Genomic DNA, 24,718 nt, shown 5'->3' with positions numbered 1-24,718 from the left:
CTCTGCCGCACTGCGCGGCGCTAGCGTGGGCACGACGCTGCTGCTGGTCGCGTATGCGGCCGGCGCGGCGACGTCGCTCGGCGTCGCGCTCGTGATCGGCGGCAAGGTGTTTGCCGCGATGAAACGCTCGCTCGGCGCCGGCGAATGGATCAAGCGCGGGATCGGCGTGGCGCTCTTGGCCGGCGTCGGCGCGATCGCGCTCGGCCTCGATACGGGCGCGCTCGCCCAGTTGTCGACCGTCACGACGGGCGGGTTCGAGACGAAACTCATCGACCGGCTCGGCGGGCGCTCAAATGGCGCACCGGCGGCGACCGCCGCGACGGCCAATGCCACCGACAACACGAGCGGCGGCGCGATGATGGCCGCATCTGCCGATGGCGCGCAGGCCGGCGGCGGAGCGATGGCCGGCAGCGCAATGATGCGCGCAGCCGACGCGACGCCGGCCGCGCTGCCCGTCGAGGGCACGCTGCCGTCGCTCGACGGCGCGGTGCAGTGGCTGAACTCGCCGCCGCTGACGGCGGCCGGCCTGCGCGGCAAGGTGGTGCTGGTCGATTTCTGGACCTACTCGTGCATCAACTGCCTGCGCACGCTGCCGTACACGACCGCATGGGCACGCAAGTACGCGCCGTACGGGCTCGTCGTGATCGGTGTGCACGCACCCGAGTTCGCGTTCGAGCGCGACATCGGCAACGTGAAGAAGGCCGTGCACGACCTCGGTATCGGCTACCCGGTCGCGATCGACAACGGCTATTCGATCTGGCGCGCGTTCGGCAACGAATACTGGCCCGCGCACTACTTCATCGACGCGCAAGGGCGCATCCGCCATCACCACTTCGGCGAAGGCGAGTACGCGCAGTCGGAGCGCGCGATCCAGTCGCTGCTCGCCGAGGCCGGCCATCCGGAAGCGCTGAACGTGCCGATCGGGCTCACCGGCGCACCGGCGAAGGGTGCGCTCGCAGCCGCAGACACCGCGGACGTCCGTTCACCCGAAACCTATGTCGGCTATGCGCGCGCGGAGAGCTTCACGTCGCCGGGCGGCGTCGTGCGCGATGCCGCGCACCGCTACGACGCGCCGGCGCACCCCGATCTCAACGACTGGGGCCTCGCCGGCACGTGGCAGATCGGCGCCGAACGCGCATCGCTCGCCGCGCCGTCGGGACGGATCGTCTACCGCTTCCACGCCCGCGACCTGCACCTCGTGCTCGGGCCGGGGGCGAACGGCCAGCCCGTGCGCTTTCGCGTGACGCTCGACGGCGCGGCGCCCGGCGCCGCACACGGCAGCGACGTCGATGCGCAAGGCTACGGCACCGTGACCGCGCAGCGCCTGTACCAGCTGGTCCGGCAGGACGGCGCGATCGCCGACCGCACGTTCGCGATCGAGTTTCTCGATCCCGGCGTGAATGCGTATGCGTTCACGTTCGGCTGATTCCGGCCGGAGGCGGCACACCGGCGCCGCCTCCTGGCCACCCGCTTTCCAATCCGCCTTCCGAAGGAGCACACCGTGAACATCACCTCCCCCCGCGGTCCCACGTCGCAACGGCGCACGGCGATGCTGCGCCGCATCGGCGCCATCGCCGTCGCGGCCGCCGCCGTGTTCGGCTACCAGCGCATCGTCAACTCCGCCGAGCCGATGCGCACCGTGCCCGCACCGACGCTCGACGAAACGCCCGGCGCATCGCACGACGAGACGGCCGTGCTCGCCGGCGGCTGCTTCTGGGGCGTGCAGGGCGTATTCGAGCACGTGAAGGGCGTGAAGCAGGTCACGGCCGGCTATGCGGGCGGCGCGTCCGAAACCGCACACTACGCGCTCGTCGGCTCGGGGCTGACCGGGCACGCGGAATCGGTTCGCATCGTCTACGACCCGACCCGGATCACGTACGGCCGGCTGCTGCAGGTGTTCTTCTCGGTCGCGCACGATCCGACCGAGCTCAACCGGCAGGGCCCCGACGAAGGGTCGCAATACCGGTCGGCGATCTTCCCGACCACCGCGCAGCAACGCGCGGTCGCGACCGCGTACATCGCGCAGCTCGGCGCCGCACACGTGTTTCCGGCGCCCGTCGTCACGCGCGTCGAGGACTACAAGGGGTTCTACCCGGCCGAGACTTATCACCAGAACTACCTCGAGCTGCATCCCGACGCGCCGTACATCGCGTACAACGACATGCCGAAGATCGCCGGGCTGAAGCAGCGCTTCCCGGCGCTGTACCGCACCGACGCGGTACTGTGGCGCGATGCGCACTCGTGACCGGCAAGCGGCCGCGTGACGGCATGACACCCGCCGCGCGGCCGGGGCCCGGGCCGGGACCGGTGCGGCCACGCGCCGCCTTCGGCCCGGTTTGCGCTGCATCAACGAAACCGCGGCCGCCGTGCCGGGGCAAACCCGCATCGCGTCCGCCGCGGCCGGCAACTTCGCGTAGACTTCTCCAGATCCCCGCCGCATCATGCGGCGCCCGGCATCCCAGTATCCCAGTCCATCCCGGAGGCGTCCCGCATGCGCGCAGTGCCCTTCCCTGACAGCGGCACCCTTGGAGAATCCTCTTCCGGCGCGGTCGTGCGCGACCTGCGCCGCGTGCCGATTCATCCCGATCACTGGTACCCGCTCGCGTGGTCGCGCGAGCTGAAACGCGGCAAGACGCTCGGCGTGCGCTTCGCCGGCGATCCGATCGTGCTCGTGCGCACCGAATCCGGCGCCGTGTACGCGCTCGAAGATCGTTGCGCGCACCGCCAGGTGCCGCTGCACGCGGGCGTCGTGAGCGGCGAGACGCTGCGCTGCTGCTATCACGGCTGGACCTACGCGTGCGACAGCGGCCGCTGCGTCGACGTGCCGTACCTCGGCCGCGAGCGCTTGCCCAATGGCGTGCGCGCGTATCCGTGCCGCGAAGCGCACGGGCTGATCTTCGTGTTCCCGGGCGACGCGACGCTCGCCGACACACGGCCGTTCCCCGCGCTCGAATCGGCGGACGACCGCGCGTTCAAGACGCGCCGCTTCGGCCGCGAGGTCAAGTGCCACTACTCGTTCATGCACGAGAACCTGATGGACATGAACCATCAGTTCCTGCATCGCAAGCAGATGGGGCAGATGCGCGCGCGCTCGGTCGGCCGGCGCCGCGGCGACGACTGGGTCGAGGTCGACTACACGTTCGCGCGGATGGAAGGCAAGCAGCCGGTCGGCGAGGCGCTCGTGTTCGGCGCGAGCAAGAAGCCGGCCGATCAGGCCGACAAGAGCGTGATGACGGTGCGCACCGGCTATCCGTATCAGACACTGCAGATCCGTTCGAGCGAAGGCACGCTCGTGATGGACCTGTGGATCGTCTACGTACCGCTCGACGCCGAGCAGCGCACCAATCGCACGTTCGGACTGCTGTCGATCCACAAGCCCGGCATACCGTTCGCGCTCGATCTCGCGTGGCCGCTGCTCGTCTGGTTCACCGAACGCATCTTCCGCGAGGATCGCTGGATCGTCGAGCGCGAGCAGAAAGCGCACGATCGCCAGGGCGCCGACTGGAACCACGAGGTGTTTCCGGTCATCAACGAGCTGCGCGACCTGCTGCGCCAGTGCGGCGCGCGTACGGTGATCCCGATCCGCGAAGCGCGCGACGGCGCATGATGTTCGCGGCGCGCCCTCGCGCGCGCCGCTACAACCGGAACGCGCCCGGCAGCAATGCATGGGCCGTCGTGACGTCGACGGCCCCTTTCAGGTTGGCCAGGATCACTTCAATGTCGGGCGTGCCGATCTCGATGATCACCTGGCGGCACGCGCCGCACGGCGCGATCGGGCCGTCCGTGTCGCCGACGACCGCGATCCGCGCGAAATCCCCCGGACGATACCCCGCGGCGATGGCCGCAAACATCGCCGTGCGTTCCGCGCAGTTGCAGAGTCCGTAGGACGCGTTCTCGACATTGCAGCCGTGGAATATCGTCCCGTCGCGCGCCTGCAGCGCCGCGCCGACCTTGAAGCGCGAATACGGCGCATACGCGTGTTCGCGCGCCGCCTTCGCCGCTTCGATCAGTTCATGTCGTTCCATCTCGTCGTGCCTCCGTTTGTGTGCCGGGCCGCATCGGTGCGGCCGCACCCCGGCCGTCACGATACGCCCGCGACGTGAAGCGATCGCCCGTGTCCGCACCGGGCGATCGGTCAGCCGATCTGCTGATAAATGGTCGGCGGCGCGTCGCCCGTCTCGCCCAGCACGTAGCTGCGCTGGATCGCGTCCACCGCGTGCGCCGCAGCGGCGGCGTCGCGGGCATGCACGTAGCCGAGCGGCTGGCCGGCTTCGACACGCTGCCCGATTTCCGCGAGCGCCGTCAGGCCGACACTGTAGTCGATCGCATCCGCCGCGCGCGTGCGGCCACCGCCGAGTGCGACGACCGCCAGCCCGAGCGCGCGGCAATCGACCCGCTGCACCACGCCGCTCGCGCGCGACGGAACCGGCACGACCACATTCGCCCGCGCAAGATGACGCGCAGGTGCATCGATCAGGTCCGTGGGGCCGCCGAGCGCCGTCACCATCCTCGCGAAGCGCTCCGCCGCCGCGCCCGAATCGAGCGCGCGTTGCAACTTCGCGCGCGCCTCCGCGACATCGCGCGCCAGCCCGCCGGTAACGAGCAGCTCCGCCGAAAGCGCCATCGTGACGTCATGCAGGCGCGCCGGACGCGACTTGCCCGTCAGGTAGTCGATCGCGCACGCCACTTCGAGCGCATTGCCCGCGCAGGGTGCGAGCGACTGGTTCATGTCGGTGAGGATCGCGGTCGTCTTCATGCCGGCGCCGTTGCCGACGTCGACGATGCTGCGTGCCAGTTCCGCCGATTGCTCGGCGGTCGGCATGAATGCGCCGGAGCCGACCTTGACGTCCATCACGAGCCCGTCGAGTCCGGCCGCGAGCTTCTTCGACAGGATCGACGCAGTGATCATCGCGATCGACTCGACGGTCGCCGTCACGTCGCGAATCGCATAGATGCGTTTGTCGGCCGGCGCCAGCCTCTCGGTCTGCCCGATGATCGCGACGCCGATGTCGCGCACCGTGCGGCGAAACGCGTCCGTATCGGGCGTCACGTCGTAGCCGGGAATCGCGCTCAGCTTGTCGAGCGTGCCGCCGGTATGGCCGAGCCCGCGCCCCGAGATCATCGGCACGTAGCCGCCGCACGCGGCCACCATCGGCCCGAGCATCAGCGACACGACGTCGCCGACGCCGCCGGTCGAATGCTTGTCGATCACCGGCCCGCCGAGATCGAGCGCACGCCAGTCGAGCACGTCGCCCGAGTCGCGCTGCGCGAGCGTCAGCGCGACGCGCTCGTCGGTGCTCAGGTCGTTGAAATACACGGCCATCGCGAACGCGGCCACCTGGCCCTCGGTCACGCTGCCGTCGGTCACGCCGCGCACGAAAGCGGCGATCCCGTCGCGATCGAGCGGCTGCCCGTCGCGCTTTCGGCGAATGAATTCCTGCGGTAAAAACATCGTTGTTTCCCCTCGATCGGTCGGACTCTGCTGCACGGTTCAATGCAGCGAGAAGAACAGGCCGGCAATCGCCGCGCTCATCAGGTTCGACAGCGTCGCGGCCGTCAGCGCGCGCAGGCCGTGCCGCGCAACTTCCGAGCGGCGCTCGGGCGCGACCGCACTGAAGCCGCCCGCGAGAATCGCGATCGACGAGAAGTTCGCGAAGCCGCACAGTGCGAACGACACGATCGCGAGCGTCTTCGGGTCGAGCACCTGCAGGCCGGCCGCCGCAACATGCTCGCCACCCTTCAGGTACGGCGACAGGTCGCCATACGCGACGAACTCGTTGAAGATCAGCTTCTCGCCGATGAAGTTGCCGGCCAGCGTTGCGTCGTGCCACGGCACGCCGATGATCCACGCGAGCGGCGCGAACAGGTGGCCGATGATACCTACCAGCGTGATCTGCGGAAAGCCCGCGAACGCGGCCACGCCGCCGACGATGAGGTTCATCAGCGCGATGAGCCCCACGAACGCGATCAGCATCGCGCCGACGTTGATCGCGATCCGCAACCCGACCGACGCACCGGATGCCGCCGCCTCGATCACGTTGGCGGCGCGCTTGTCGTCGAAATCGAGCCCGTCGACCACGACGCGGCTCGGCTCGACTGTCGGAAACAGCAGCTTGCCGAACAGCAGCCCGCCGGGCACCGCCATGAACGACGCGGCGAGCAGGTATTCCATCTTCACACCGAGGCCCGCGTAGCCGACCAGCACCGAGCCCGCAACCGACGCCATGCCGCTCGCCATCACCGTGAAGATCTCGGCGCTCGTCATGTTCCGCACGAACGGCTTCACGAGCGCGGGCATCTCGCTCTGCCCGAGAAAGATCGTCGCCACCGCCGAGCACGCCTCGATGCGGCTCACGCCGAGCACTTTCGCGAGCGCCGCACCGAGGATCGCGACGATCCACTTCATCACGCCAACGTAGTACAGCACCGCGATCAGCGCGGTCACGAAGATGATCATCGGCAGCACGCGCAGGCCGAACACGAACCCGCCGTCACCGAACAACTGGAACATCCGGCTGTCGACCAGCCCGCCGAACACGAACGCGATGCCGTGATTGCCCATGTCGAGCACGCGATTGACGCCGTTCGCGGCCGCCGCCAGCACCGCGCGGCCCGACGGCACGAACAGCACCAGCGCGCCGATCGCCAGCTGCGTGCACAGTGCGGCGATCATGGTCCGGCCGCTCACCGCGCGCCGGTTGTTCGACAGCAGATAGGCAACCAGCAGCAGGAACAGCATACCCAGGAGACTGCGCAGAATATCCACCTCGTACTCCTTCCTCTCAATGTTGTTGGACTGTTCGGCGGGCGGCCCGGCACGCCTGCGCAACGCCGTCGGTGGATATTACTCGCCGCCATGCACGCCGACAACGCAAACAAAATGGTCGCATTTGCGCGACGTCGCGTGCTTCGTCGACTTGCTCAGTTCTTCTACGTATCTGGAGATCGGAAAGACGGGATCACGCGCAATCCGTCCCATATATTGAGAGAATTGACGGGGGCGGAGAAGAGACAGGATCGGGCCGAAGCGGTGCCCGCATGAACGGGAAAGGCGGCGCCAGCGCGCACGGAGCGTATCGTTCGAACCGGCACACCCCGCGCGATACGCACCGTTCAGCCGGCGCGCTCGACCGGATGCGGTTCGCGCAGCCGGTTCGCGATCCGCGCGGCCTCGTAGTAACTGGCTGCCGGCGGGCGCTTCAGGTAGCGGCCCGCGCCGCGCACTGCGCGCAAATCGCCGTCCGCCCACGCGAGTGCACCGCGCGTGAGCGTGTGCGTCGCGACGCCCTGCACCGTCATCCCCTCGAACACGTTGAAGTCGACCTGCTGGTGATGGGTCTTCACCGAGATCGTCTTCGTCACGGCCGGGTCCCACACGACGAGGTCGGCATCGGCGCCCACCTGCACGGCGCCCTTGCGCGGATACAGGTTGAAGATCTGCGCGGCGTTCGTCGACGTGATCCGCACGAACTCGTTCGGCGTAATGCGGCCATGATTCACGCCGTGATGCCACAGCACCGACATGCGATCCTCGACACCGCCGCAGCCGTTTGGGATCTTCGTGAAATCGTCGCGGCCCATCGCCTTCTGCGATGCGCAGAACACGCAGTGGTCGGTTGCCGTCGTATGCAGCTGCCCCGCCTGCAGCCCGCGCCACAGCGCCTCGCGATGCTCGGCCGAGCGGAACGGCGGGCTCATCACGTGCGCGGCCGCACGCGTCCAGTCCGGATCGCGATACACAGCCTCGTCGATCACCAGGTGGCCCGGCAACACCTCGCCGAACACGCGCAGCCCTTCGCTGCGCGCACGCGTGATTGCGTCAACCGCATCCTTGGCCGACACGTGCACGATATATACGGGCACGCCGAGCACTTGCGCGATGCGAATCGCGCGGTTCGCGGCCTCGCCCTCGACCTCCGGCGGCCGCGACAGCGGATGCGCCTCCGGCCCTGTCATCCCGCGTGCAAGCAGCGCCTTCTGCAGCTGGAACACGAGCTCGCCGTTCTCCGCGTGCACGGTCGGCAGCGCGCCGAGTTCGAGCGAACGCGAGAAGCTGTTCACGAGCACCTCGTCGTCGGCCATGATCGCGTTCTTGTACGCCATGAAGTGCTTGAAGCTCGACACGCCGTGCTCGCGCACGAGCGTGCCCATGTCGCGATGCACGCTCTCGTCCCACCATGTCACGGCTACGTGGAAGCCGTAATCCGCTGCCGCCTTCTCGGCCCAGCCGCGCCATGCCTGGAACGCGTCCATCAGCGGCTGCTTCGGGCTCGGGATCACGAAGTCGATGATGCTCGTCGTGCCGCCCGCGAGCCCGGCGGCCGTGCCCGTGTAGAAATCGTCGCTCGCGGTCGTGCCCATGAACGGCAGTTCCATGTGCGTATGCGGATCGATGCCGCCCGGCATCACGTACTGGTCGTGCGCGTCGACGACGGTCGCGCCGGCCGGTGCGTCGATCTGCTCGGCGATCTGCAGGATCGTGCCGCCGTCTTCCGGGGCTGCGCAGAGCACGTCCGCGCGGTAGGAACGGTCCGCATCGACCACGGTGCCGCCACGAATCAGGATTGCCATTTCGTTGCCTCCTCGTTGACTGTCGGGTGCCGCATCACATGCATCGCACGCATCCTGTGCGTCATGCACTCGCGATCTGCGCGCGCTGTCCGGCGCGCCACTTCATCCAGGTGCCGTACACGCACGACGCCAGCACGAGGCCGACGAACCACGCGTACGTGTAAAGCGTGTTGAAGAACGCCGGCACGTTCGGAAACGACGCCGGAAACGCCGTGTGCAGGAAGCCGGGCAGGTTCGGCAGCACGCCGACCGCGAGCGCGGCCAGCGCGGCCGGGTTCCAGCCGCGCGCGTAGCTGAAGCCGCCACGCTCGTCGAACAGCGCCCGCGTGTCGAGCCGCGTGCCGCGAATCAGGAAGTAGTCGACCATCAGGATCCCCGCCACGGGCCCGAGCAGCGCCGAATAGCCGACGAGCCAGGTGAAGATGTAGCCGTCCGTCGTCGCGAGGATCTTCCACGGCATCATCACGATCGCGATCGTCGCGGTGATCATTCCGCCCGTGCGGTACGAGATCGCCTTCGGCCACAGGCTCGAGAAGTCGTACGCGGGGCCGACGAGATTCGCGGCGAGGTTGCAGCACATCGTGTCGAGCGTGAGGATCACGAGCGCGATGCCCACGCCGATGCCCGTCATCCGGCTCGTCAGGTCGATCGGATCCCAGATTGCATTGCCGTAGATCACGACGGTCGCCGACGTCACGACGACCGACACCACCGACAGCAGCGCCATCGGCAACGGCAGCCCGATCGACTGCCCGATCATCTGGTCGCGCTGCGAATGCGCGAAGCGCGTGAAGTCGGGAATGTTCAGCGCGAGCGTCGCCCAGAAGCCGACCATCGCGGTCAGGCCCGGCCAGAAGGTCGCCCAGAACAGCCCGGCCTTCTTGCCGCCCGCCGCGAACTGCGACGGCGCCGACAGCATCGTGCCGAAGCCGCCCGCCTTCGACGTCGCCCACCACACGAGCGCCACGCACATCACGACCTTGATCGGCGCCGACCAGCTTTCGAGCCAGCGGATCGAATCGGTGCCGTGCCAGATGAAGTAGATCTGCAACGCCCAGAACACGAAGAAGCACGCGAGCTGCCCGAAGCCGATGCCGACGACCGGCAGTGCGGCACCATGCAACGCGTTGCCGGTCAGGATGTTCAGCAGCGTGTAGATCGCACTGCCGCCGAGCCAGGTCTGGATTCCGTACCAGCCGCACGCGACGATCGCGCGCAGCAGCGCCGGCAACTTCGCGCCCTGCGTGCCGAACGAAGCACGCACGAGCACCGCGTACGGAATCCCGTGCTTCGCGCCCGCATGGCCGATCAACAGCATCGGCACGAGCACGATCAGGTTGCCGAGCAACACGGTCATCACGGCCTGCCACGGCGACATGCCTTCCTGGATCAGCCCGGCCGCGAGCATGTACGACGCGATGTTCATCACCATCCCGACCCAGAGCGCCGCGAAGTGATACCACTTCCACGTGCGCTGCGCCGGCGTCGTCGGCGCGAGGTCGTCGTTGTACAGGCTGCCGCCCTGCGCCGCGGCGCTGTCGGGATCGGCGGGATTCGCTGCGTGATTCATCGAACTCACTCCACGAAAACGTCAGCGCCGGCATCGTCCGATGCCGGCCCGGGTGGAACGAAAAACGGAGGTGCAGGATGGCCCGCGCCGCCGGACGCCGGTCAAGCAGCCTTCTTCGCGTGCTTCTCGGGTGCCGCCGCCGCACCCGCACCCGCGTCCGCACTCGCCGGATTGTTCGGATGCGTGGTCCAGTTCGCGTAGTCGCCCGAATCGACACGCTCCATCGTGATGCACTGCTCGACCGGACACACGTGCATGCAAAGATTGCACCCGACGCATTCCGTGTCCACCACTTCGAAATGGCGCACGCCGTCCTTCGTCGCCGTGATCGCCTGATGCGACGTGTCCTCGCACGCGATATGGCACAGCCCGCACTGGATGCAGCGGTCCTGGTCGATGCGTGCCTTGATGTCGTACTTCAAATTCAGGTATTTCCAGTCGGTCACGTTCGGCACCGCGCGGCCACGGATGTCGTCGAGCGTCGCATAGCCCTTCTCGTCCATCCAGTTCGACAGCCCGTCGGCCAGATCCGACACGATCCGGAAGCCGTAATGCATCGCGGCGGTGCACACCTGCACGCTGCCGGCGCCGAGCACCATGAACTCCGCCGCGTCGCGCCATGACGAGATGCCGCCGATGCCCGAGATCGGCAGGTTCGGCGTTTCCGGATCGCGCGCGATCTCCGCGACCATGTTCAAGGCGATCGGCTTGACCGCCGGGCCGCAATAGCCGCCGTGCGTGCCCTTGCCGTCGACGGTCGGCATCGGCGCCATGTGGTCGAGATCGACCGCGACGATCGAGTTGATCGTGTTGATCAGCGACACGCCGTCCGCGCCGCCCTTGTACGCGGCACGCGACCCCATCCGGATGTCGCTGATGTTCGGCGTGAGTTTCACGAGGCACGGCAGCTTCGTGCCTTCCTTCACCCAGCGCGTGACCATCTCCACATATTCGGGTACCTGTCCGACTGCCGCCCCCATCCCGCGCTCGCTCATCCCGTGCGGGCAGCCGAAGTTCAGCTCGACCGCGTCGGCGCCCGTATCCTCGACGAGCGGCAGGATCCATTTCCAGTCGCGCTCGTTGCACGGCACCATCAGCGACACGATCAGCGCGCGATCCGGCCAGTCGCGCTTCACCTGCGCGATCTCTCGCAGGTTCACGTCGAGCGGACGGTCGGTGATCAGTTCGATGTTGTTCAGCCCCGCGATGCGCTGGCCGTTCCACTGCACGGCGCCGTAGCGCGAACTGACGTTGACGACGTGCGGATCGAGCCCGAGCGTCTTCCAGACGACACCGCCCCAGCCCGCCTCGAACGCGCGGTTCACGTTGTAGGCCTTGTCGGTCGGCGGTGCGGACGCAAGCCAGAAGGGATTCGGCGAAGTGATGCCCGCGATGGTGCAGCGAAGGTCGGCCATGTTCGGCTCCGTGAGAGTGGGGTCGTGTTCGTTGTGCTTGAGGTGCGCCGCGCGTTCACGCAGCCTTCGCATTGCGCGCCGCGAGCGCCGCGTCGATCGACGCGGCCGCGCGCTTGCCGTCCTGCACGGCCTGCACCGTGAGGTCGATGCCGCCCGTCGCCGCGCAATCGCCGCCGGCCCACACGTCGGGCCACGCGGTGCGTCCGTCCGCATCCACCGCGATGCGCGCGCCATCTGCTGTCAGCAGCGCGGCGTCGATGGCGTCCGGCACCAGTGTCTGGCCGATCGCCTTCAGCACCATGTCCGCATCGACGGTGAAGCGCTCGCCCGATGCCGCCTCGAACTCGACACCCGTCACCTGCCCGTTCGCGCCCGCCATGCGAACGGGTTTCGCGTGCGTGACGAGCGTCACGCCGCTCTTCTGCGCGAACTCGCGCTCGGCCCACGTCGCGCTCATCGCGTCCACGCCGCGCCGGTAGACCATCGTCACGCGCTCGGCGCCGAGCTTGCGGCTCTGCACCGCTGCATCGATGGCCGTATTGCCGCCGCCGATCACGACCACGCGCCGCCCGACCGGTACGTTCTCCAGCGCATCGGCCTGCCGCACCTGCTCGATGAAGTCGACCGCATTCATCACGCCGGCCAGTTGCTCGCCGTCGATCGCGAGCGCGCGCACGCCGCCGAGGCCCATCGCGAGAAACACTGCATCGTGCTGCTCGCGCAGCGCGTCGAGCGTGATGTCGCGGCCCAGCGCGACGCCGGTGTTCAGCGTGATGCCACCCACCGACAGCAGCCACTCGACTTCACGCTGTGCGAAAGCGTCGACGGTCTTGTACGCGGCGATCCCGTATTCGTTGAGGCCGCCGGCCTTCGGGCGCGCGTCGAACAGCGCGACACGGTGCCCGGCAATCGCGAGCCGGTGCGCGCACGCGAGCCCGGCCGGCCCCGCACCGACCACCGCGACATGGCGGCCCGTATCGGGCGCGCGCGTGAAGCGCACCGCGCCGGTCTCCATCGCCCAGTCGGTCGCATGCCGCTGCAGCGCGCCGATCGCAACGGGCTGCGCATCCTGGTGGTTGCGCACGCATGCGCCTTCGCACAGGATCTCGGTCGGGCACACGCGCGCACACATCCCGCCGAGCGGATTCGCCGACAGGATGTCGGTCGCGGCGCCCTTCAGGTTGCCGTTGCCGATCTTGCGGATGAAGCTCGGGATGTCGATCTGTGTCGGGCAGGCCTGCACGCACGGTGCGTCATAGCAGTAGTGGCAGCGGCTGGCGGCGGCCGCTGCGGCAGTCGGATCGAGCAGCGGTGCGATATCGGCGAATTCGCACGAGAGTTGCGTGGACGACAGGCGATGCGCGGCGATATCGCCGGTTGGCTTGGTGGTCATACGCGTTCCTTCGACTGGGTGGAGACAAAGCCGTCCCCGCCGGCTGCGAATGCGCGGTCGGGGCGGTCGTGATCAGGAATGCTACGGTCAGGCGGTACGCGGCCTGCCGGCTGCTATGGTCTGTGCGTCATGACGCCGGCTCGCATGCGCGCGACAGCATCGCGTGCAGCAGCACGTTCGCGCCGGCCTCGATCCATGCGGGCGTCGCGTCCTCGATCTCGTTGTGGCTAATGCCGTCGACACACGGCACGAACACCATCGACGTCGGCGCGACCTGCGCGAGATAGCACGCGTCGTGGCCCGCGCCCGACACGATGTCGCGATGCGAATAGCCGAAGCGGTCGGCCGCGCCGCGCACGGCTTCCACACAGGCAGGATCGAACGCGACCGGCTTGTAATAGAAAATCTGCTCGAGTGCGGTCTCGAGCCCGATATCGGCCGCGATGCGTGCCACGCCTTCGCGCAGCGCGGCATCCATCTTCGCGAGCACGGCGTCGTCCGGATGACGGAAATCGACGGTGAAGAACACGCGGCCGGGAATCACGTTGCGCGAGTTCGGATAGACCTGCATCATGCCGACCGTCGCGCAGCCGAACGGCGCATGATCGAGGCCGATCCGGTTGACGAGATCGACCACGCGCGACGCGCCGAGCAGCGCATCGCGCCGGCGCGGCATCGGCGTCGGCCCCGCATGCGCTTCCTGCCCGGTGAACGTGATCTCGTACCAGCGCTGCCCCTGTGCGTCGGTCACGACACCGATCGTCTTGCATTCCGCCTCGAGAATCGGCCCCTGCTCGATATGCAGTTCGAATGCAGCGTGCAGCTTGCGCCCGCCGCACGGCACGTCACCCGCGTAGCCGATGCGCGCCAGTTCCTCGCCGATCGTCTTGCCGTCCACATCCTTGCGCGACAGCCCGTATTCGAGCGGGAACACGCCCGCGAACACGCCGGACGCAACCATCGCAGGCGCGAAGCGCGAGCCTTCCTCGTTGGTCCAGATCACGACCTCGACCGGATGCTCGGTTTCGATGCCGTGATCGTTGAGACTGCGAATCACCTCGAGGCCGCCGAGCACGCCGTAGATGCCGTCGAAGCGGCCGCCCGTCGGCTGCGAATCCGCGTGCGAGCCCGTGACGACCGGCGCCGCATCGGCCACGCGGCCCGCGCGGCGCATGAACACGTTGCCCATCGTGTCGACCGACACCGTGCAGCCGGCGGCCTTCGCCCAGCCGACGATCAGGTCGCGGCCGGCCTTGTCGAGGTCGGTCAGCGCGAGGCGGCACACGCCGCCCTTCGGCGTCGCACCGATCTTCGCGACTTCCATCAGGCTGTCCCACAACCGCTTGCCGTCGACCTTGATCGACGTGTCGAAAGCTGCCCGTTTCACTGTTTCCGATACCGCGTCCATTCGTATCGCTCCTGTGGGGTCGGTGATGTCGTCAGCCCGGTCTGTGCCGGTGCGTGGCATACCTGTTTCGGGGCAACGCCGCCCAAGTGCGGTGCATGCCCGGTCGTTCGCGAAGATCGTCCGACGAATCCGGCTGAAGGGTCTCCGCCGCTCATCGAATCCTGTCCGATTGGACAGGTTTTAGACGATCAAAATGTCCAAATCAATGTCTTTCTTGCGTGAATGAATGGAGCGAGAAACGTGCCATCGCAACGCAGCATGGCAATGAACGCGCGATGTCGGCACACGTGCGCTCGATGCGGATCAGCGGCTAGAATGAAGCCCAACGCGGCACGCCCGCCGCGCGAGGGCAACGATGAGACATGACGAGGCGGCAACCGAAGCCACCGACAGCGACGAAACGCTCGCGCCTTTGCGGCGACGCAAGGCGCACATCCGCGAGTCCAACGAAGCGCATCTGCTCGCCTGCGCGGAGGCCGTGTTTGCGGAACGCGGGCTCGACGGCGCGAGCACCGCGATGATCGCGGAGCGCGCCGGCCTGCCGAAAGCCAACCTGCATTACTACTTCCCGACGAAGCTTGCGTTGTACCGCCGCGTGCTCGACGACCTGTTCGAGGACTGGCATCGCGCGGCCGGCACGTTCGAGGCCGACGACGATCCCGTCGAAGCAATCGGCGCCTACGTGCGCGCAAAGATGGCGCTGTCGCGGCGGCGCCCGCTCGGCTCGAAGGTCTGGGCCAACGAGATCATCCACGGCGCCGAGCACATGCAGGACATCCTGTCGGAACGTGTGAAGCCGTGGTTCGACACGCGCGTGAAGGTGATCGACGGCTGGATCGCGCGCGGGCTGCTCGCACCGATCGACGCGCACACGCTGATGTACCTGATCTGGGCGACCACGCAGCACTACGCGGATTTCGATGCGCAGATCCGCGCACTGAGCGGCAAGCGGGCGTTCACGAAGAAGGCGTTCGACGAGCGGACCGAGCAGGTCGTGCAGCTCGTGATTCGCGCATGCGGCGCGGTGTCGCCGCACGCGAAGGCGTAGCGCCGCAACGCGATCCGCCAAAAGCAAAACGGGTATCGCACAGGTTTTCCCCTGCGATACCCGTCGACTGCGTCGCAGCGTGCGTACGCTGCTTCGTGCTTCGTGCTTCGTGCGTTACACGATGCGCTCGATCGCGACCGCCGTCGCCTCGCCACCGCCGATGCACAGCGACGCGATGCCACGCTTCATGCCGTACGTTTCGAGCGCGGCCAGCAGCGTCACCATCACGCGCGCGCCCGATGCACCGATCGGATGCCCGAGCGCGCACGCGCCGCCATGCACGTTGACCTTCTCGTGCGGCAGGTCGAGATCGCGCATTGCGGCCATCGGCACCACCGCGAATGCTTCGTTGATCTCGAACAGGTCGACGTCGCGCAGGTTCCAGCCGGTTTTCTCCGACAGCTTGCGCAGCGCGCCGATCGGCGCGGTTGCGAACAGGCCCGGCTTGTCCGCGTAGGTCGAATGCCCGACGATCACCGCCTTCGGCGTGAGGCCCAGGCGCTCGGCTTCCGAGCGGCGCATCATCACGAGCGCGGCCGCGCCGTCCGAGATCGACGACGCATTGGCGGCCGTCACCGTGCCACCGTCGCGGAAGGCCGGCTTCAGCGTCGGGATCTTGTCGAGCTTGGCCTTGCCCGGCTGTTCGTCGATCGACACGACGGTTTCGGTCTTGCCCGCCTTCACGGTCACCGGCGCGATCTCCGATACGAAATGCCCTTCGGCGATCGCGCGTTGCGCGCGCGTCAGCGACGCGATCGCGAACGCATCCTGTGCCTCGCGCGTGAACTGGTACGCCTGCGCGCAATCCTCGGCGAACGTGCCCATCAGGCGGCCCTTCTCGTACGCGTCCTCGAGCCCGTCGAGGAACATGTGGTCGAGCACCTGCCCGTGACCCATCCGCATCCCCGCGCGCGCCTTCGGCAGCAGGTACGGTGCATTCGTCATGCTCTCCATCCCGCCTGCGACGGCCACGCCCGCCGAGCCCGCCAGCAGCAGGTCGTGCGCGAACATCGCGGCCTTCATTCCCGAGCCGCACATTTTGTTGACCGTGGTCGCGCCCGCCGCAAGCGGCAGCCCGGCCTTCAGCGCGGCCTGCCGCGCCGGTGCCTGGCCCTGGCCCGCCGGCAGCACGCAGCCGAACACGATTTCGTCGATACGCTCGGCCGGCACGTTCGCGCGCTCGAGCGCCGCGCGAATCGCTACCGCGCCAAGGTCGCTCGCGCTGGCTGCCGCCAGGTCGCCCTGAAAACCACCCATCGGCGTACGCGCCGTGCCAACGATTACGATCGGATCCTGAGTCGTCATGATTCGCTTCCTCCAGTGTCAGCGCGGTGCCATGCGCAACGCGCCATCGAGACGGATGACTTCGCCGTTCAGCATCGTGTTCTCGGCGATGTGGCGCACCAGCGCCGCAAATTCTTCCGGGCGGCCAAGCCGCGGCGGGAACGGCACGCTCTTGCCGAGCGCGTCCTGCACGTCCTGCGGCATGCCGGCCATCATCGGCGTCGCGAAGATGCCCGGCGCGACCGTCACCACGCGAATGCCGAACCGCGCGAGCTCGCGCGCGATCGGCAGTGTCATGCCTACCACGCCGCTCTTCGATGCCGCATACGCGGCCTGCCCGATCTGCCCGTCGAACGCCGCGACCGACGCGGTGTTGACGATCACGCCGCGCTCGCCTTCCGCGTCGGCGTCCTGCTTCGACATCGCTTCGGCGGCCAGCCGGATCATGTTGAACGTGCCGACCAGATTGATCGACACCGCGCGCGCGAAGCGGTCGAGCGAGTGCGGGCCGTCGCGGCCGACCACCTTCTCGCCCGGCGCGACGCCCGCGCAGTTGACGAGCGCGTCGATGCGGCCGAACGCATCACGCGCAGCAGCGACGGCTGCCTGCCCGTCGGCTTCGCTCGTCACGTCGGTCTTCACGAAGCGTGCGGCCGCGCCGAGTTCGTGCGCGAGGCCCGCGCCGGCCTCTTCATTGACGTCCAGCAGCACGGCCTTGCCGCCTTCCGCGATCACCATGCGCGCCACCGCGGCACCGAGGCCCGATCCGGCGCCCGTGATCAGAAAAACGCGATCCTTGATATCCATTCGCAGTCCGTACAGGTTGTGTTCAGGGTTGAGCGGCCTTTTCGGCTTCCATCTTGCGCAATACGAAGCGCTGGATCTTGCCGCTCGGGGTTTTCGGCAGCGCGTCGACGAAGTCGATCGCGCGCGGATAGGCGTGAGCGGACAGCCGCCGCTTCACGTGCAGGCTCAGTTCCTCCGCCAGCGCCGGTGTGCCGTCGAAGTCTTTCGACAGGACGACGAACGCCTTGACGATCTCCGTGCGCTCCGCGTCCGGCACGCCGATGACGGCGGCCTCGCTCACGGCCGGATGCTCGATCAGTGCGCTTTCCACGTCGAACGGGCCGATCCGGTAGCCGGACGACGTGATCACGTCGTCCGCGCGGCCGATGAAGCTCACCGTGCCGTCCGGTTCCAGCTCGACGTTGTCGCCGGTCCGGTAATAGCCGCCCGCGATCGCGGGCGTGTCCTGCTGCCAGTAGCCGTGGAACCACAGCAGCGGCGAGCGCGCGATGTCGATCGCAAGGTTGCCGGGCTCGCCGGGGCCGAGCTCGCGGCTCGCTTCGTCGAGCACCGCGACGCGGTAGCCGGGCATCGCGAAGCCGGCCGAACCGGCGTGGACGACATGCGCGAGGCCGTGGTGATTGTTCACGACCATCCCGAGTTCGGTCTGGCCATAGTGATCGTAGATCGGCGCGCCGAGCGCCGCGTCGAACCAGCGTACGACTTCCGGATTCAGCGGTTCGCCCGCGCTGCTGACCACGCGCAGCTTGCCCTTCAGCCGCGCCGCCGCGTCCGTCCCGGCCGCCATCAGCATCCGGTACGCGGTCGGCGAGCCGGCGAGGCTCGTGATCCCGAGCCGTTCGATCACGTCGTACGTGCTGTCGACCGTGAAGCTGCCTTCGTAGAGTGTCGTCGCGTGGCCAAGCAGCAGCGGGCCCGTGATCGCGTAATAAAGGCCGTACGCCCAGCCGGGATCGGCGATGTTCCAGAACCGGTCGCCGGCACGCAGGTCCACCGCTTCGCGCATGTATGCCCCGAACGCGAGCAGCGCGCGCAGCGGCACCGGCACCCCCTTCGGCAAGCCCGTCGTACCCGACGTCGACATCATCATGAACAGGTCCGCCCCCTTGCGCAGCACCGGTTCGAACGTGTCGGACTGCGCATCGAGCACCGCACGGAAATCGATGTCGCGTTCGGGCAGCGTCTCGCCCGGCTCGCGCACCGTCGCAACGGGCGGGCAATCGGCGATCTCGTCGAGCTTCGCGCGATTCGCGACGTTGGTCACGACCAGGCGCGCGTCGCTCATGCGTAGCCGGTGCTCGATCGCTTTCGGGCCGAACGCGGTGAACAGCGGCTGATAGACGGCGCCCGCGCGCCACGTGCCGAGGATCGTCGCGACGAGTTCGGGCGTGCGCGGCAACAGGCCCGCCACCACGTCGCCCGGCTTCACGCCCTGCGCGACCAGCAGGTTCGCGACGCGTGCCGACAGCGCCTTCATCTGCGCAAACGTGTAGCTGCGGTGCTGCCCGCCTGCGTCGATCCAGTCGAGCGCGATCGCGTCCGCCGATGCGTGTCGGTCGCAGCATTCCACGCACGCGTTCAGGCCGCGCTCCAGGTCGCCGTGCAGTTGCTGCGCGGCGGTCTCGATACTGAACCGGGCCACGGCGTCGGCGTAGGCCGGCACCGCCCGGGCGGTAGCTCCATCAGGCATGCGTGTCTCCTGTACGTTATGGCCGCCGGCGAGCCAGGGGCGCGACGGGGATAGTTCGATAGTAGACAGCCCATACATTGCAATCAATGACAAACCGAATCTAGAATCGTGATCGCTTTTGCCATGTCGGGAGGTTGCAGGAAAATGGGGCCGCAGATGATTTCGCCGGATTTCGTCGACGACGCGCTCGCGTGCCTGCGCCGGCAACGCATCCCGACGGAGCCCGTGCTGCGCGCCGCCGGCCTGCCGGCCGCCGTGCGCGAACCCGTCACGCCGCAGCAGTACGGCCGGCTGTGGCTCGCGATCGCCGGCACCCTCGACGACGAATTCTTCGGGCTCGCCGCGCGCCCGATGCGGCATGGCAGCTTCACGCTGCTGTGCCATGCGGTGCTGCATGCGGGCACCCTCGACAAGGCGCTGCGGCGCGCGCTGCAGTTCCTGCGCGTGGTGCTGGACGAGCCGCACGGCGAGCTCGTCGTGGCCGACGGACAGGCGCAGATCGTGCTGACGCAGACGGGCGCGCCCTACCCGGCGTTCGCGTACCGGACGTTCTGGCTGATCCTCCTTGGCGTCGCGTGCTGGCTGATCGGCCGGCGCATCCCGCTGCAACGCATCGACTTCGCGTGCCCGAGCCCCGACCAGCGCAGCGACTATCACCAGTTCTTCGGCGTGCCCGTGCATTTCGACCGGCCCGACAGCCGGCTCGCGTTCAATGCTGCGTACCTCGCGCTGCCGACGATCCGCTCCGAGCAGGCGCTGAAGACCTTCCTGCGCGGCGCGCCCGGCAACCTGCTCGTCCGCTACCGGCACGATACGGGCTGGGTCGCGAAGACGCGCGCGCAGTTGAAGACGCTACCGGCCGCCGAGTGGCCCGACTTCGATACGCTGGCCGTGCGCCTCGGCACGACACCGGCAACGCTGCGGCGGCGCCTGCGCAGCGAAGGGCAAAGCTTCGCGGCGATCAAGGACGAGCTGCGCGGCGCGCTGGCCCAGTCGCTGCTGCGCGGGAATGGGCTCAGCGTCGCGGAGATCGCGGCCGAGCTTGGCTTCACCGAACCGAGCGCGTTTCATCGCGCGTTCCGGAAATGGACAGGTACGAGCCCGGGCGCGTTTCGGCGGGACGTGCATGCGGCGGAGGCGGAGCCGGGAAGTGCGAGCGGAGCATGACGTTTTGAGTATGTCGATGAACGCCGGATCGAGCATGGCCCGTCGGCGCCGCTGGCAGACAAGCTGATCGCGTTCTATCGCGAAGCCGTGATCGACTGGCGCACGCCGCTCGCTGACGGCATGCTCGCCGCCCAGCCGGCGCTCGCACGCCAGGCGTTGCGACACGCGATCGACCAGGACGACGCGACGCTCACGGTGCAACTGACACCGCTCGTGGCGAATCTCGGCGCGGCACGCGCCGGCAGCTCGATCCCGACCGACTATGCGCTGCGGTGCAAGAAGTTTGCCGCCGCCGCGTTGCGCGAATCCGGGGCACCGGTCGCGCCGGATTCGCTGGCATCCGTATCCGGCAACGTGCCGGCCGCGCTGATGTGCGCGCTGCTCGACACCGGCGTACGACCCGATGCCGACGCGATGGCGCGCTGTATCGCCGGCGGCGGTGCCGACAGCGCGCGCCTGATCGGCACGGCACTAGCGGCGCAAGGCGTTGATGCGGCGGCCGCCTGCCGCACGGCAAGTGCAACACTGCTGCGCAAGCTCACCGCCGACATCGCCGAGGTTCGCTCCGGCAAACTCAGCCACGACCTCGGCCTCGACGGCCTAGAAGCCCACGCCGAACGCCTGCGGACATTCGTGCGGTAACGTGACGCGGACGCATCGGGAAACCCCGTCAACGCTCGCGGCAACATCCTGCAGCGGCCGCGAGAACAGCTTGCAGCCCGCGTAATGGACGAGCGACGTCAGCGACAGACCGACGATCCACGACACATCCGCACCGCCGAGCCGGCTCGCCAGTTCTCCCGTATAGAGATCGGTCGCCATGAGCGGCGCCTGCGCGACGATGCCGATGAAATACGAGCCGACGGCGATCGTATTGAAACGTCCGTAGATGCCGCCGTCCTGCCGGAAGAACGAATCGACGTCGTACTCGCCGTGACAGACGACGTAGTAGTCGACGAGGTTGATTGCGGTCCACGGCACGAGCACGTACAGCAGCATTGTCGAATGCCTCGGGGCTCGGGTCGCCGCCATTCGCATACCAGTACGGTTCGTCCACGTGCGTGATGTTCGGAATCGGCAGATCGCCCATTTTGGGCATGAACGCCATGCTGCCCAGCGATGCGCTGCCCACCGTCGATCCGTGATAGCCGTTCACGCGGCCGATCAGCACTTTCTTCTCCGGCTTGCCCATCACGTCCCAGAACCGCCGCACGGTGCGAATCGGCACTTCGTTCGATTCGGATCCCGAATTGGTATACACCACGTGACTGAAGCGATTGCCGAGCAGCGCAAACAGACGCTCCGGCAGTTCGATCACCGACGGGTGCGTCGTATGAAAGAACATGTTGTAGTAGGACAGTTCCTTCATCTGCCGCGCGGCGGCGTCGACCAGCTCCGGTCGCCCATAGCCGACGTTGGCGCACCACAGCCCGGACATGCCGTCCAGGTAGCAGTTGCCGTCGTTATCCCATAGATGGACACCTTCGCCACGCACCATCACGTGTGCGCCTTCCTCGTTCCGCGCCTTCTGGTCGACGAACGCATGCAGGTAATGCGCGGCGGCGCTGCGTTGATAGTCCTGCGTCGTACGATGCGGAAAGTCGGGGCGCATTCATAGGCGAGTCTCCGGTTCGTTTTGTGGATAAAAAGCGTTGTCGCGTTGCGCGGCGCAATCGCTCGCGGCCCGCCGCGTCGAATCAGAAACTGATCCAGGTCGTCTTGAGGCCCGTGTACTTGTCGATCGCATGCAGTGAAAGATCGCGGCCGAAGCCCGCCTGGCGGAACCCGCCGAACGGCGTCCGTGCGCGCAGCGCGTCGACCGTGTTGACGGACACCGTGCCGGCGCGCAGTCGGCCCGACACACGGTGCCCGCGCGACAGGCTGCCGGTCCATACCGATGCGGCAAGGCCATAGATCGAGTCGTTCGCGAGCCGGACGGCCTCGGCCTCGGTGTCGAATGCCATCACCGACAGCACCGGCCCGAAGATCTCCTCGCGGGCGATGGCGTCGTCGTGCTTTACATCGATGAAGATCGTCGGCTCGATGAAGTAGCCCTTGCCGTCGACGCGCGGCGCGCCTCCGCCGATCGCGAGCGTTGCGCTATCGCGGCCGCGTGCAATCCACTCGCGAACGCGCCGATGCTGTTGCTCGTCGACGATGGCGCCCATCCCGCTCGACGGATCGAGCGGATCGCCGGGCATGAACGCGGCGAATGTCCGGCCGCTTCGAGCCGGCACGCTGCGGCCGCCGATATGCGCGAGCGTTCTCGGGACGACTTGCGCCGCGAGACGTCTCCAGTCCGCGTACTGATGACTTTCTGCTGAAGCCACGTCACGATCCCGGTATCGTTTGTTTGCGTGCGATCGCATCGGCTTTCCAGTGCGATGCGACGTGACGCCCGTTGCGACATCCGGCCGACACGACATTGCGCCCGAGCCCGGCCGACCACATACTGGTCGGCCTGGGCGAACAAGGATGCGTCGATGGTGAATGTCGATCAGGGCGCCGCTTCGATCTTTGGCGTTATCGGAACGGCCGTGTCGTTGCTGGCGGCGATTCCGTACGCGCTCGCGATCTACCGGCGCACCGTTCGACCGCACCTGTTCACCTGGCTCGTGTGGTCGGTCGTCACGGCGATCGCGGCTGCCGGCCAGTTCGTCGCGGGTGCGGGGCCATCCGCGTGGTGCACGGCAGCGATTGCCGTCACATGCTTCCTGACGCTGGTGGCCAGCGTGTTTCGCGGCGAACGCGGCTGGACACGCGTCGACTGGTTTTTCCTGGTCGCGGCCTTGTCGGCCATTCCGTTGTGGATGCTGACCGACGACCCGACGATCTCGATCTGTCTGGTCACGCTGATCGAGCTTGCAGGCCTCGGCCCGACTGTCCGCAAGACGATCCGCGATCCGTGGAGCGAGAGCCTCGCGTATTTCGTGCTGTGCGTGTTCAAGTAAGCGCTGGCGTTGCTGGCACTGAGCACGTGGAGTGTCGCGATCGCGTTCTATCCGGCCGTCAACGTCATCGCGTCGATCGGCATCTGCGTGGTGATGCTGGTCCGGCGTCAATCGCTGTCGAACGCGCGATAGGCAGTATCCGTCGGCGCGGTATGTTCCTTGCTGCTGTGGCTAGCCGGCATGAGAAGAACCGCACACCTTCAGAGACGATGCGAGGCCCTGAAATGGATGCAATCCGTACAGCCATCGAACCCAGCGAAGCCGCGCTTCGTGCCGCGATGCTGGCCAACGATGTCGATGCGCTCGAAACCTTACTGGACGACGATCTGGTGTTCACCGTTCCGACCGGCCAGGTCATCTCGAAGGAAGACGACCTGGCCGCGCATCGCGCGAAGCTGCTGCGTCTCGACAGACTCGATGTGCAGGAAACGCGCGCATGCGCGATAGGCGAGATGATCCTGACCACGACAAAGGCGAGACTCGCCGGCCATTTCGACGGCACGGCGTTCGACGGTGTGTTTGCCTATACTCGGCTGTGGCGTCGATCGCGCGCCGGCTGGCGCGTCGTCGCCGGGCATGCATCGCAGGTCATGTAGCTGCGTCGAGTTCGACCTCCATTCGAGTCCGCAAGCCGCGAATCCGGAGTGGAGTCGATGGGAGCCGGACGATGCCTCGACGAAGGTGTCGACGATGACAGGAGACGAGATGCAAAAACCATTTACCGTCCGCGCTGCCCGTACCGCGGACGCGGACGCACTCACGAAACTGGCTCGCATTTCGAAGGCGCACTGGGGCTATCCGAAGGACTGGCTCGACTTGTGGCAGAGCGATCTCACGATTGCGCCCGAGACGATCGATGGGTCGATCGGCTACGTCGCGGAATCCGGAGAGGCCATCATCGGGTTCTGGGTCAGGGCGTCGTCGGAATCCGATCGCCCGACGCCCGGATGGCTGTTCGTCCATCCCGACCACATGGGCCGGGGTGTCGCTCGTGCACTGTGGGAAGAGGTCCGCAGGGAAAGCGCCACGAGAGGGATCAGAAGCTTCGTGATCGAAGCCGATCCGAATGCGGTTCCGTTCTATCTGGCGCTCGGGGCTGAAAAGATCGGCGAAAAAGAGTCGAGCGTCGTCCCCGGCAGGTCCTTTCCGATCTTGCGGATCACGATCTGATTCCAGTGGCGCCAAGCGGTAGATCGCACGAGAACGGTGGAGGCTTGAGCCGACGCATTCGACGCGCCTGTTCCGGCCAGGCCGGCCATCCCGATCCCCCATGCATTTCCGTCGCGCCAATGCAAAAACCCCCGCCTTTCGGGCGGGGGTTTCTGGCTAAGGGAGCCTGACGATTACCTACTTTCACACGGGAATCCGCACTATCATCGGCGTAGAGTCGTTTCACGGTCCTGTTCGGGATGGG

21 protein-coding genes and 2 pseudogenes are annotated in these 24,718 nt (G+C 67.5%); 9 read left to right on the top strand and 14 right to left on the bottom strand.

Annotated elements, in window-relative coordinates; all coding sequences use genetic code 11:
• The 3 genes from G3N64_RS31335 to G3N64_RS31325 all read left to right on the top strand — a co-directional run.
• Positions 1–1,426 (top strand): redoxin domain-containing protein (locus G3N64_RS31335; protein ID WP_205787629.1); only part of this gene is annotated, 1,426 nt, incomplete at its 5' end.
• A 123-nt stretch (positions 1,427–1,549) separates the two neighbouring features.
• Positions 1,550–2,245, top strand: coding sequence for a peptide-methionine (S)-S-oxide reductase MsrA (gene msrA / locus G3N64_RS31330; RefSeq protein ID WP_205787631.1), 696 nt, complete (start codon positions 1,550–1,552; stop codon positions 2,243–2,245).
• Positions 2,246–2,491: 246 nt separating this feature from the next.
• Positions 2,492–3,607: an aromatic ring-hydroxylating dioxygenase subunit alpha gene (locus G3N64_RS31325; protein WP_205787628.1), complete on the top strand. Its 1,116-nt coding sequence runs from the start codon at positions 2,492–2,494 to the stop codon at positions 3,605–3,607.
• A gap of 28 nt (positions 3,608–3,635) precedes the next feature.
• Here G3N64_RS31325 and G3N64_RS31320 read toward each other — a convergent pair whose 3' ends face one another.
• The 8 genes from G3N64_RS31320 to G3N64_RS31285 all read right to left on the bottom strand — a co-directional run bounded on the left by G3N64_RS31320 (position 3,636) and on the right by G3N64_RS31285 (position 14,357).
• Entirely contained in the window at positions 3,636–4,025 is a 390-nt protein-coding gene (locus G3N64_RS31320) for a cytidine deaminase (protein ID WP_205787627.1), read from the bottom strand.
• A 110-nt stretch (positions 4,026–4,135) separates the two neighbouring features.
• The gene (gene deoA / locus G3N64_RS31315; RefSeq protein ID WP_205787626.1) at positions 4,136–5,452 is read right to left on the bottom strand and encodes a thymidine phosphorylase; all 1,317 of its coding nucleotides are present in this window, start codon (positions 5,450–5,452) and stop codon (positions 4,136–4,138) included.
• Between the two features lie 39 nt (positions 5,453–5,491).
• Entirely contained in the window at positions 5,492–6,766 is a 1,275-nt protein-coding gene (locus G3N64_RS31310) for a NupC/NupG family nucleoside CNT transporter (RefSeq protein ID WP_205787625.1), read from the bottom strand.
• A gap of 347 nt (positions 6,767–7,113) precedes the next feature.
• Entirely contained in the window at positions 7,114–8,571 is a 1,458-nt protein-coding gene (gene hydA / locus G3N64_RS31305; RefSeq protein ID WP_205787624.1) for a dihydropyrimidinase, read from the bottom strand.
• A 61-nt stretch (positions 8,572–8,632) separates the two neighbouring features.
• Entirely contained in the window at positions 8,633–10,141 is a 1,509-nt protein-coding gene (locus G3N64_RS31300) for an NCS1 family nucleobase:cation symporter-1 (RefSeq protein ID WP_205787623.1), read from the bottom strand.
• Between the two features lie 101 nt (positions 10,142–10,242).
• Positions 10,243–11,556: an NAD-dependent dihydropyrimidine dehydrogenase subunit PreA gene (preA, locus tag G3N64_RS31295; RefSeq protein WP_205787622.1), complete on the bottom strand. Its 1,314-nt coding sequence runs from the start codon at positions 11,554–11,556 to the stop codon at positions 10,243–10,245.
• Positions 11,557–11,611: 55 nt separating this feature from the next.
• On the bottom strand, positions 11,612–12,949 hold the full coding sequence (locus tag G3N64_RS31290) for an NAD(P)-dependent oxidoreductase (RefSeq protein ID WP_205787621.1): 1,338 nt from the start codon (positions 12,947–12,949) through the stop codon (positions 11,612–11,614).
• 127 nt (positions 12,950–13,076) lie between these two features.
• Positions 13,077–14,357 (bottom strand): Zn-dependent hydrolase, encoded by a 1,281-nt coding sequence (locus G3N64_RS31285; RefSeq protein WP_205787620.1) that lies wholly within the window; start codon positions 14,355–14,357, stop codon positions 13,077–13,079.
• Positions 14,358–14,712: 355 nt separating this feature from the next.
• On the opposite strand from G3N64_RS31285, the gene G3N64_RS31280 reads away from it, so the two are divergent.
• Positions 14,713–15,405, top strand: coding sequence for a TetR/AcrR family transcriptional regulator (locus G3N64_RS31280; protein WP_205787619.1), 693 nt, complete (start codon positions 14,713–14,715; stop codon positions 15,403–15,405).
• Between the two features lie 114 nt (positions 15,406–15,519).
• Here the strand turns inward: G3N64_RS31280 and G3N64_RS31275 are convergent, their stop codons facing one another.
• From G3N64_RS31275 to G3N64_RS31265, 3 genes are read right to left on the bottom strand one after another with little or no spacing between them, the layout of a single operon-like run.
• On the bottom strand, positions 15,520–16,710 hold the full coding sequence (locus G3N64_RS31275; protein WP_205787618.1) for an acetyl-CoA C-acetyltransferase: 1,191 nt from the start codon (positions 16,708–16,710) through the stop codon (positions 15,520–15,522).
• A gap of 18 nt (positions 16,711–16,728) precedes the next feature.
• Positions 16,729–17,496, bottom strand: a complete 768-nt coding sequence (locus G3N64_RS31270) for a 3-hydroxyacyl-CoA dehydrogenase (protein WP_205787617.1) — start codon at positions 17,494–17,496, stop codon at positions 16,729–16,731.
• A 22-nt stretch (positions 17,497–17,518) separates the two neighbouring features.
• A complete protein-coding gene (locus tag G3N64_RS31265) occupies positions 17,519–19,186 on the bottom strand; it encodes an acyl-CoA synthetase (RefSeq protein ID WP_205787616.1) in 1,668 nt (555 codons plus the stop codon).
• A 144-nt stretch (positions 19,187–19,330) separates the two neighbouring features.
• On the opposite strand from G3N64_RS31265, the gene G3N64_RS31260 reads away from it, so the two are divergent.
• Both G3N64_RS31260 and G3N64_RS31255 read left to right on the top strand, forming a co-directional pair.
• Positions 19,331–20,353, top strand: coding sequence for an AraC family transcriptional regulator (locus G3N64_RS31260; RefSeq protein ID WP_205787615.1), 1,023 nt, complete (start codon positions 19,331–19,333; stop codon positions 20,351–20,353).
• Between the two features lie 87 nt (positions 20,354–20,440).
• Complete coding sequence (locus G3N64_RS31255; RefSeq protein ID WP_205787614.1) at positions 20,441–20,995, top strand: hypothetical protein; 555 nt, start codon at positions 20,441–20,443, stop codon at positions 20,993–20,995.
• Here the strand turns inward: G3N64_RS31255 and G3N64_RS31250 are convergent.
• From G3N64_RS31250 to G3N64_RS31240, 3 genes and pseudogenes are all read right to left on the bottom strand, one after another.
• Complete coding sequence (locus tag G3N64_RS31250; protein ID WP_241021303.1) at positions 20,954–21,352, bottom strand: cytosine permease; 399 nt, start codon at positions 21,350–21,352, stop codon at positions 20,954–20,956. The genes G3N64_RS31255 and G3N64_RS31250 overlap by 42 nt on opposite strands.
• Before the next feature lie 58 nt (positions 21,353–21,410).
• A pseudogene (locus tag G3N64_RS39975) lies at positions 21,411–21,851 on the bottom strand (aminotransferase class III-fold pyridoxal phosphate-dependent enzyme); the annotation flags it as partial.
• 199 nt (positions 21,852–22,050) lie between these two features.
• On the bottom strand, positions 22,051–22,683 hold the full coding sequence (locus G3N64_RS31240; RefSeq protein ID WP_346778849.1) for an aldehyde dehydrogenase family protein: 633 nt from the start codon (positions 22,681–22,683) through the stop codon (positions 22,051–22,053).
• Positions 22,684–22,836: 153 nt separating this feature from the next.
• Between G3N64_RS31240 and G3N64_RS31235 the strand changes: the two are divergent.
• The 3 genes and pseudogenes from G3N64_RS31235 to G3N64_RS31225 all read left to right on the top strand — a co-directional run bounded on the left by G3N64_RS31235 (position 22,837) and on the right by G3N64_RS31225 (position 24,474).
• Positions 22,837–23,436: pseudogene (locus G3N64_RS31235) on the top strand (hypothetical protein).
• Between the two features lie 92 nt (positions 23,437–23,528).
• Positions 23,529–23,900: a nuclear transport factor 2 family protein gene (locus tag G3N64_RS31230; RefSeq protein WP_205787630.1), complete on the top strand. Its 372-nt coding sequence runs from the start codon at positions 23,529–23,531 to the stop codon at positions 23,898–23,900.
• Between the two features lie 109 nt (positions 23,901–24,009).
• Positions 24,010–24,474 (top strand): GNAT family N-acetyltransferase, encoded by a 465-nt coding sequence (locus G3N64_RS31225; RefSeq protein ID WP_205787613.1) that lies wholly within the window; start codon positions 24,010–24,012, stop codon positions 24,472–24,474.
• Positions 24,475–24,718 lie beyond the last annotated feature (244 nt).

The organism is Burkholderia sp. Ac-20344, from assembly GCF_017104975.1.
GTDB lineage: Bacteria > Pseudomonadota > Gammaproteobacteria > Burkholderiales > Burkholderiaceae > Burkholderia.
Note: the sequence above shows the minus strand (reverse complement) of the source record. Positions and strands in the feature narration are given on the sequence as shown.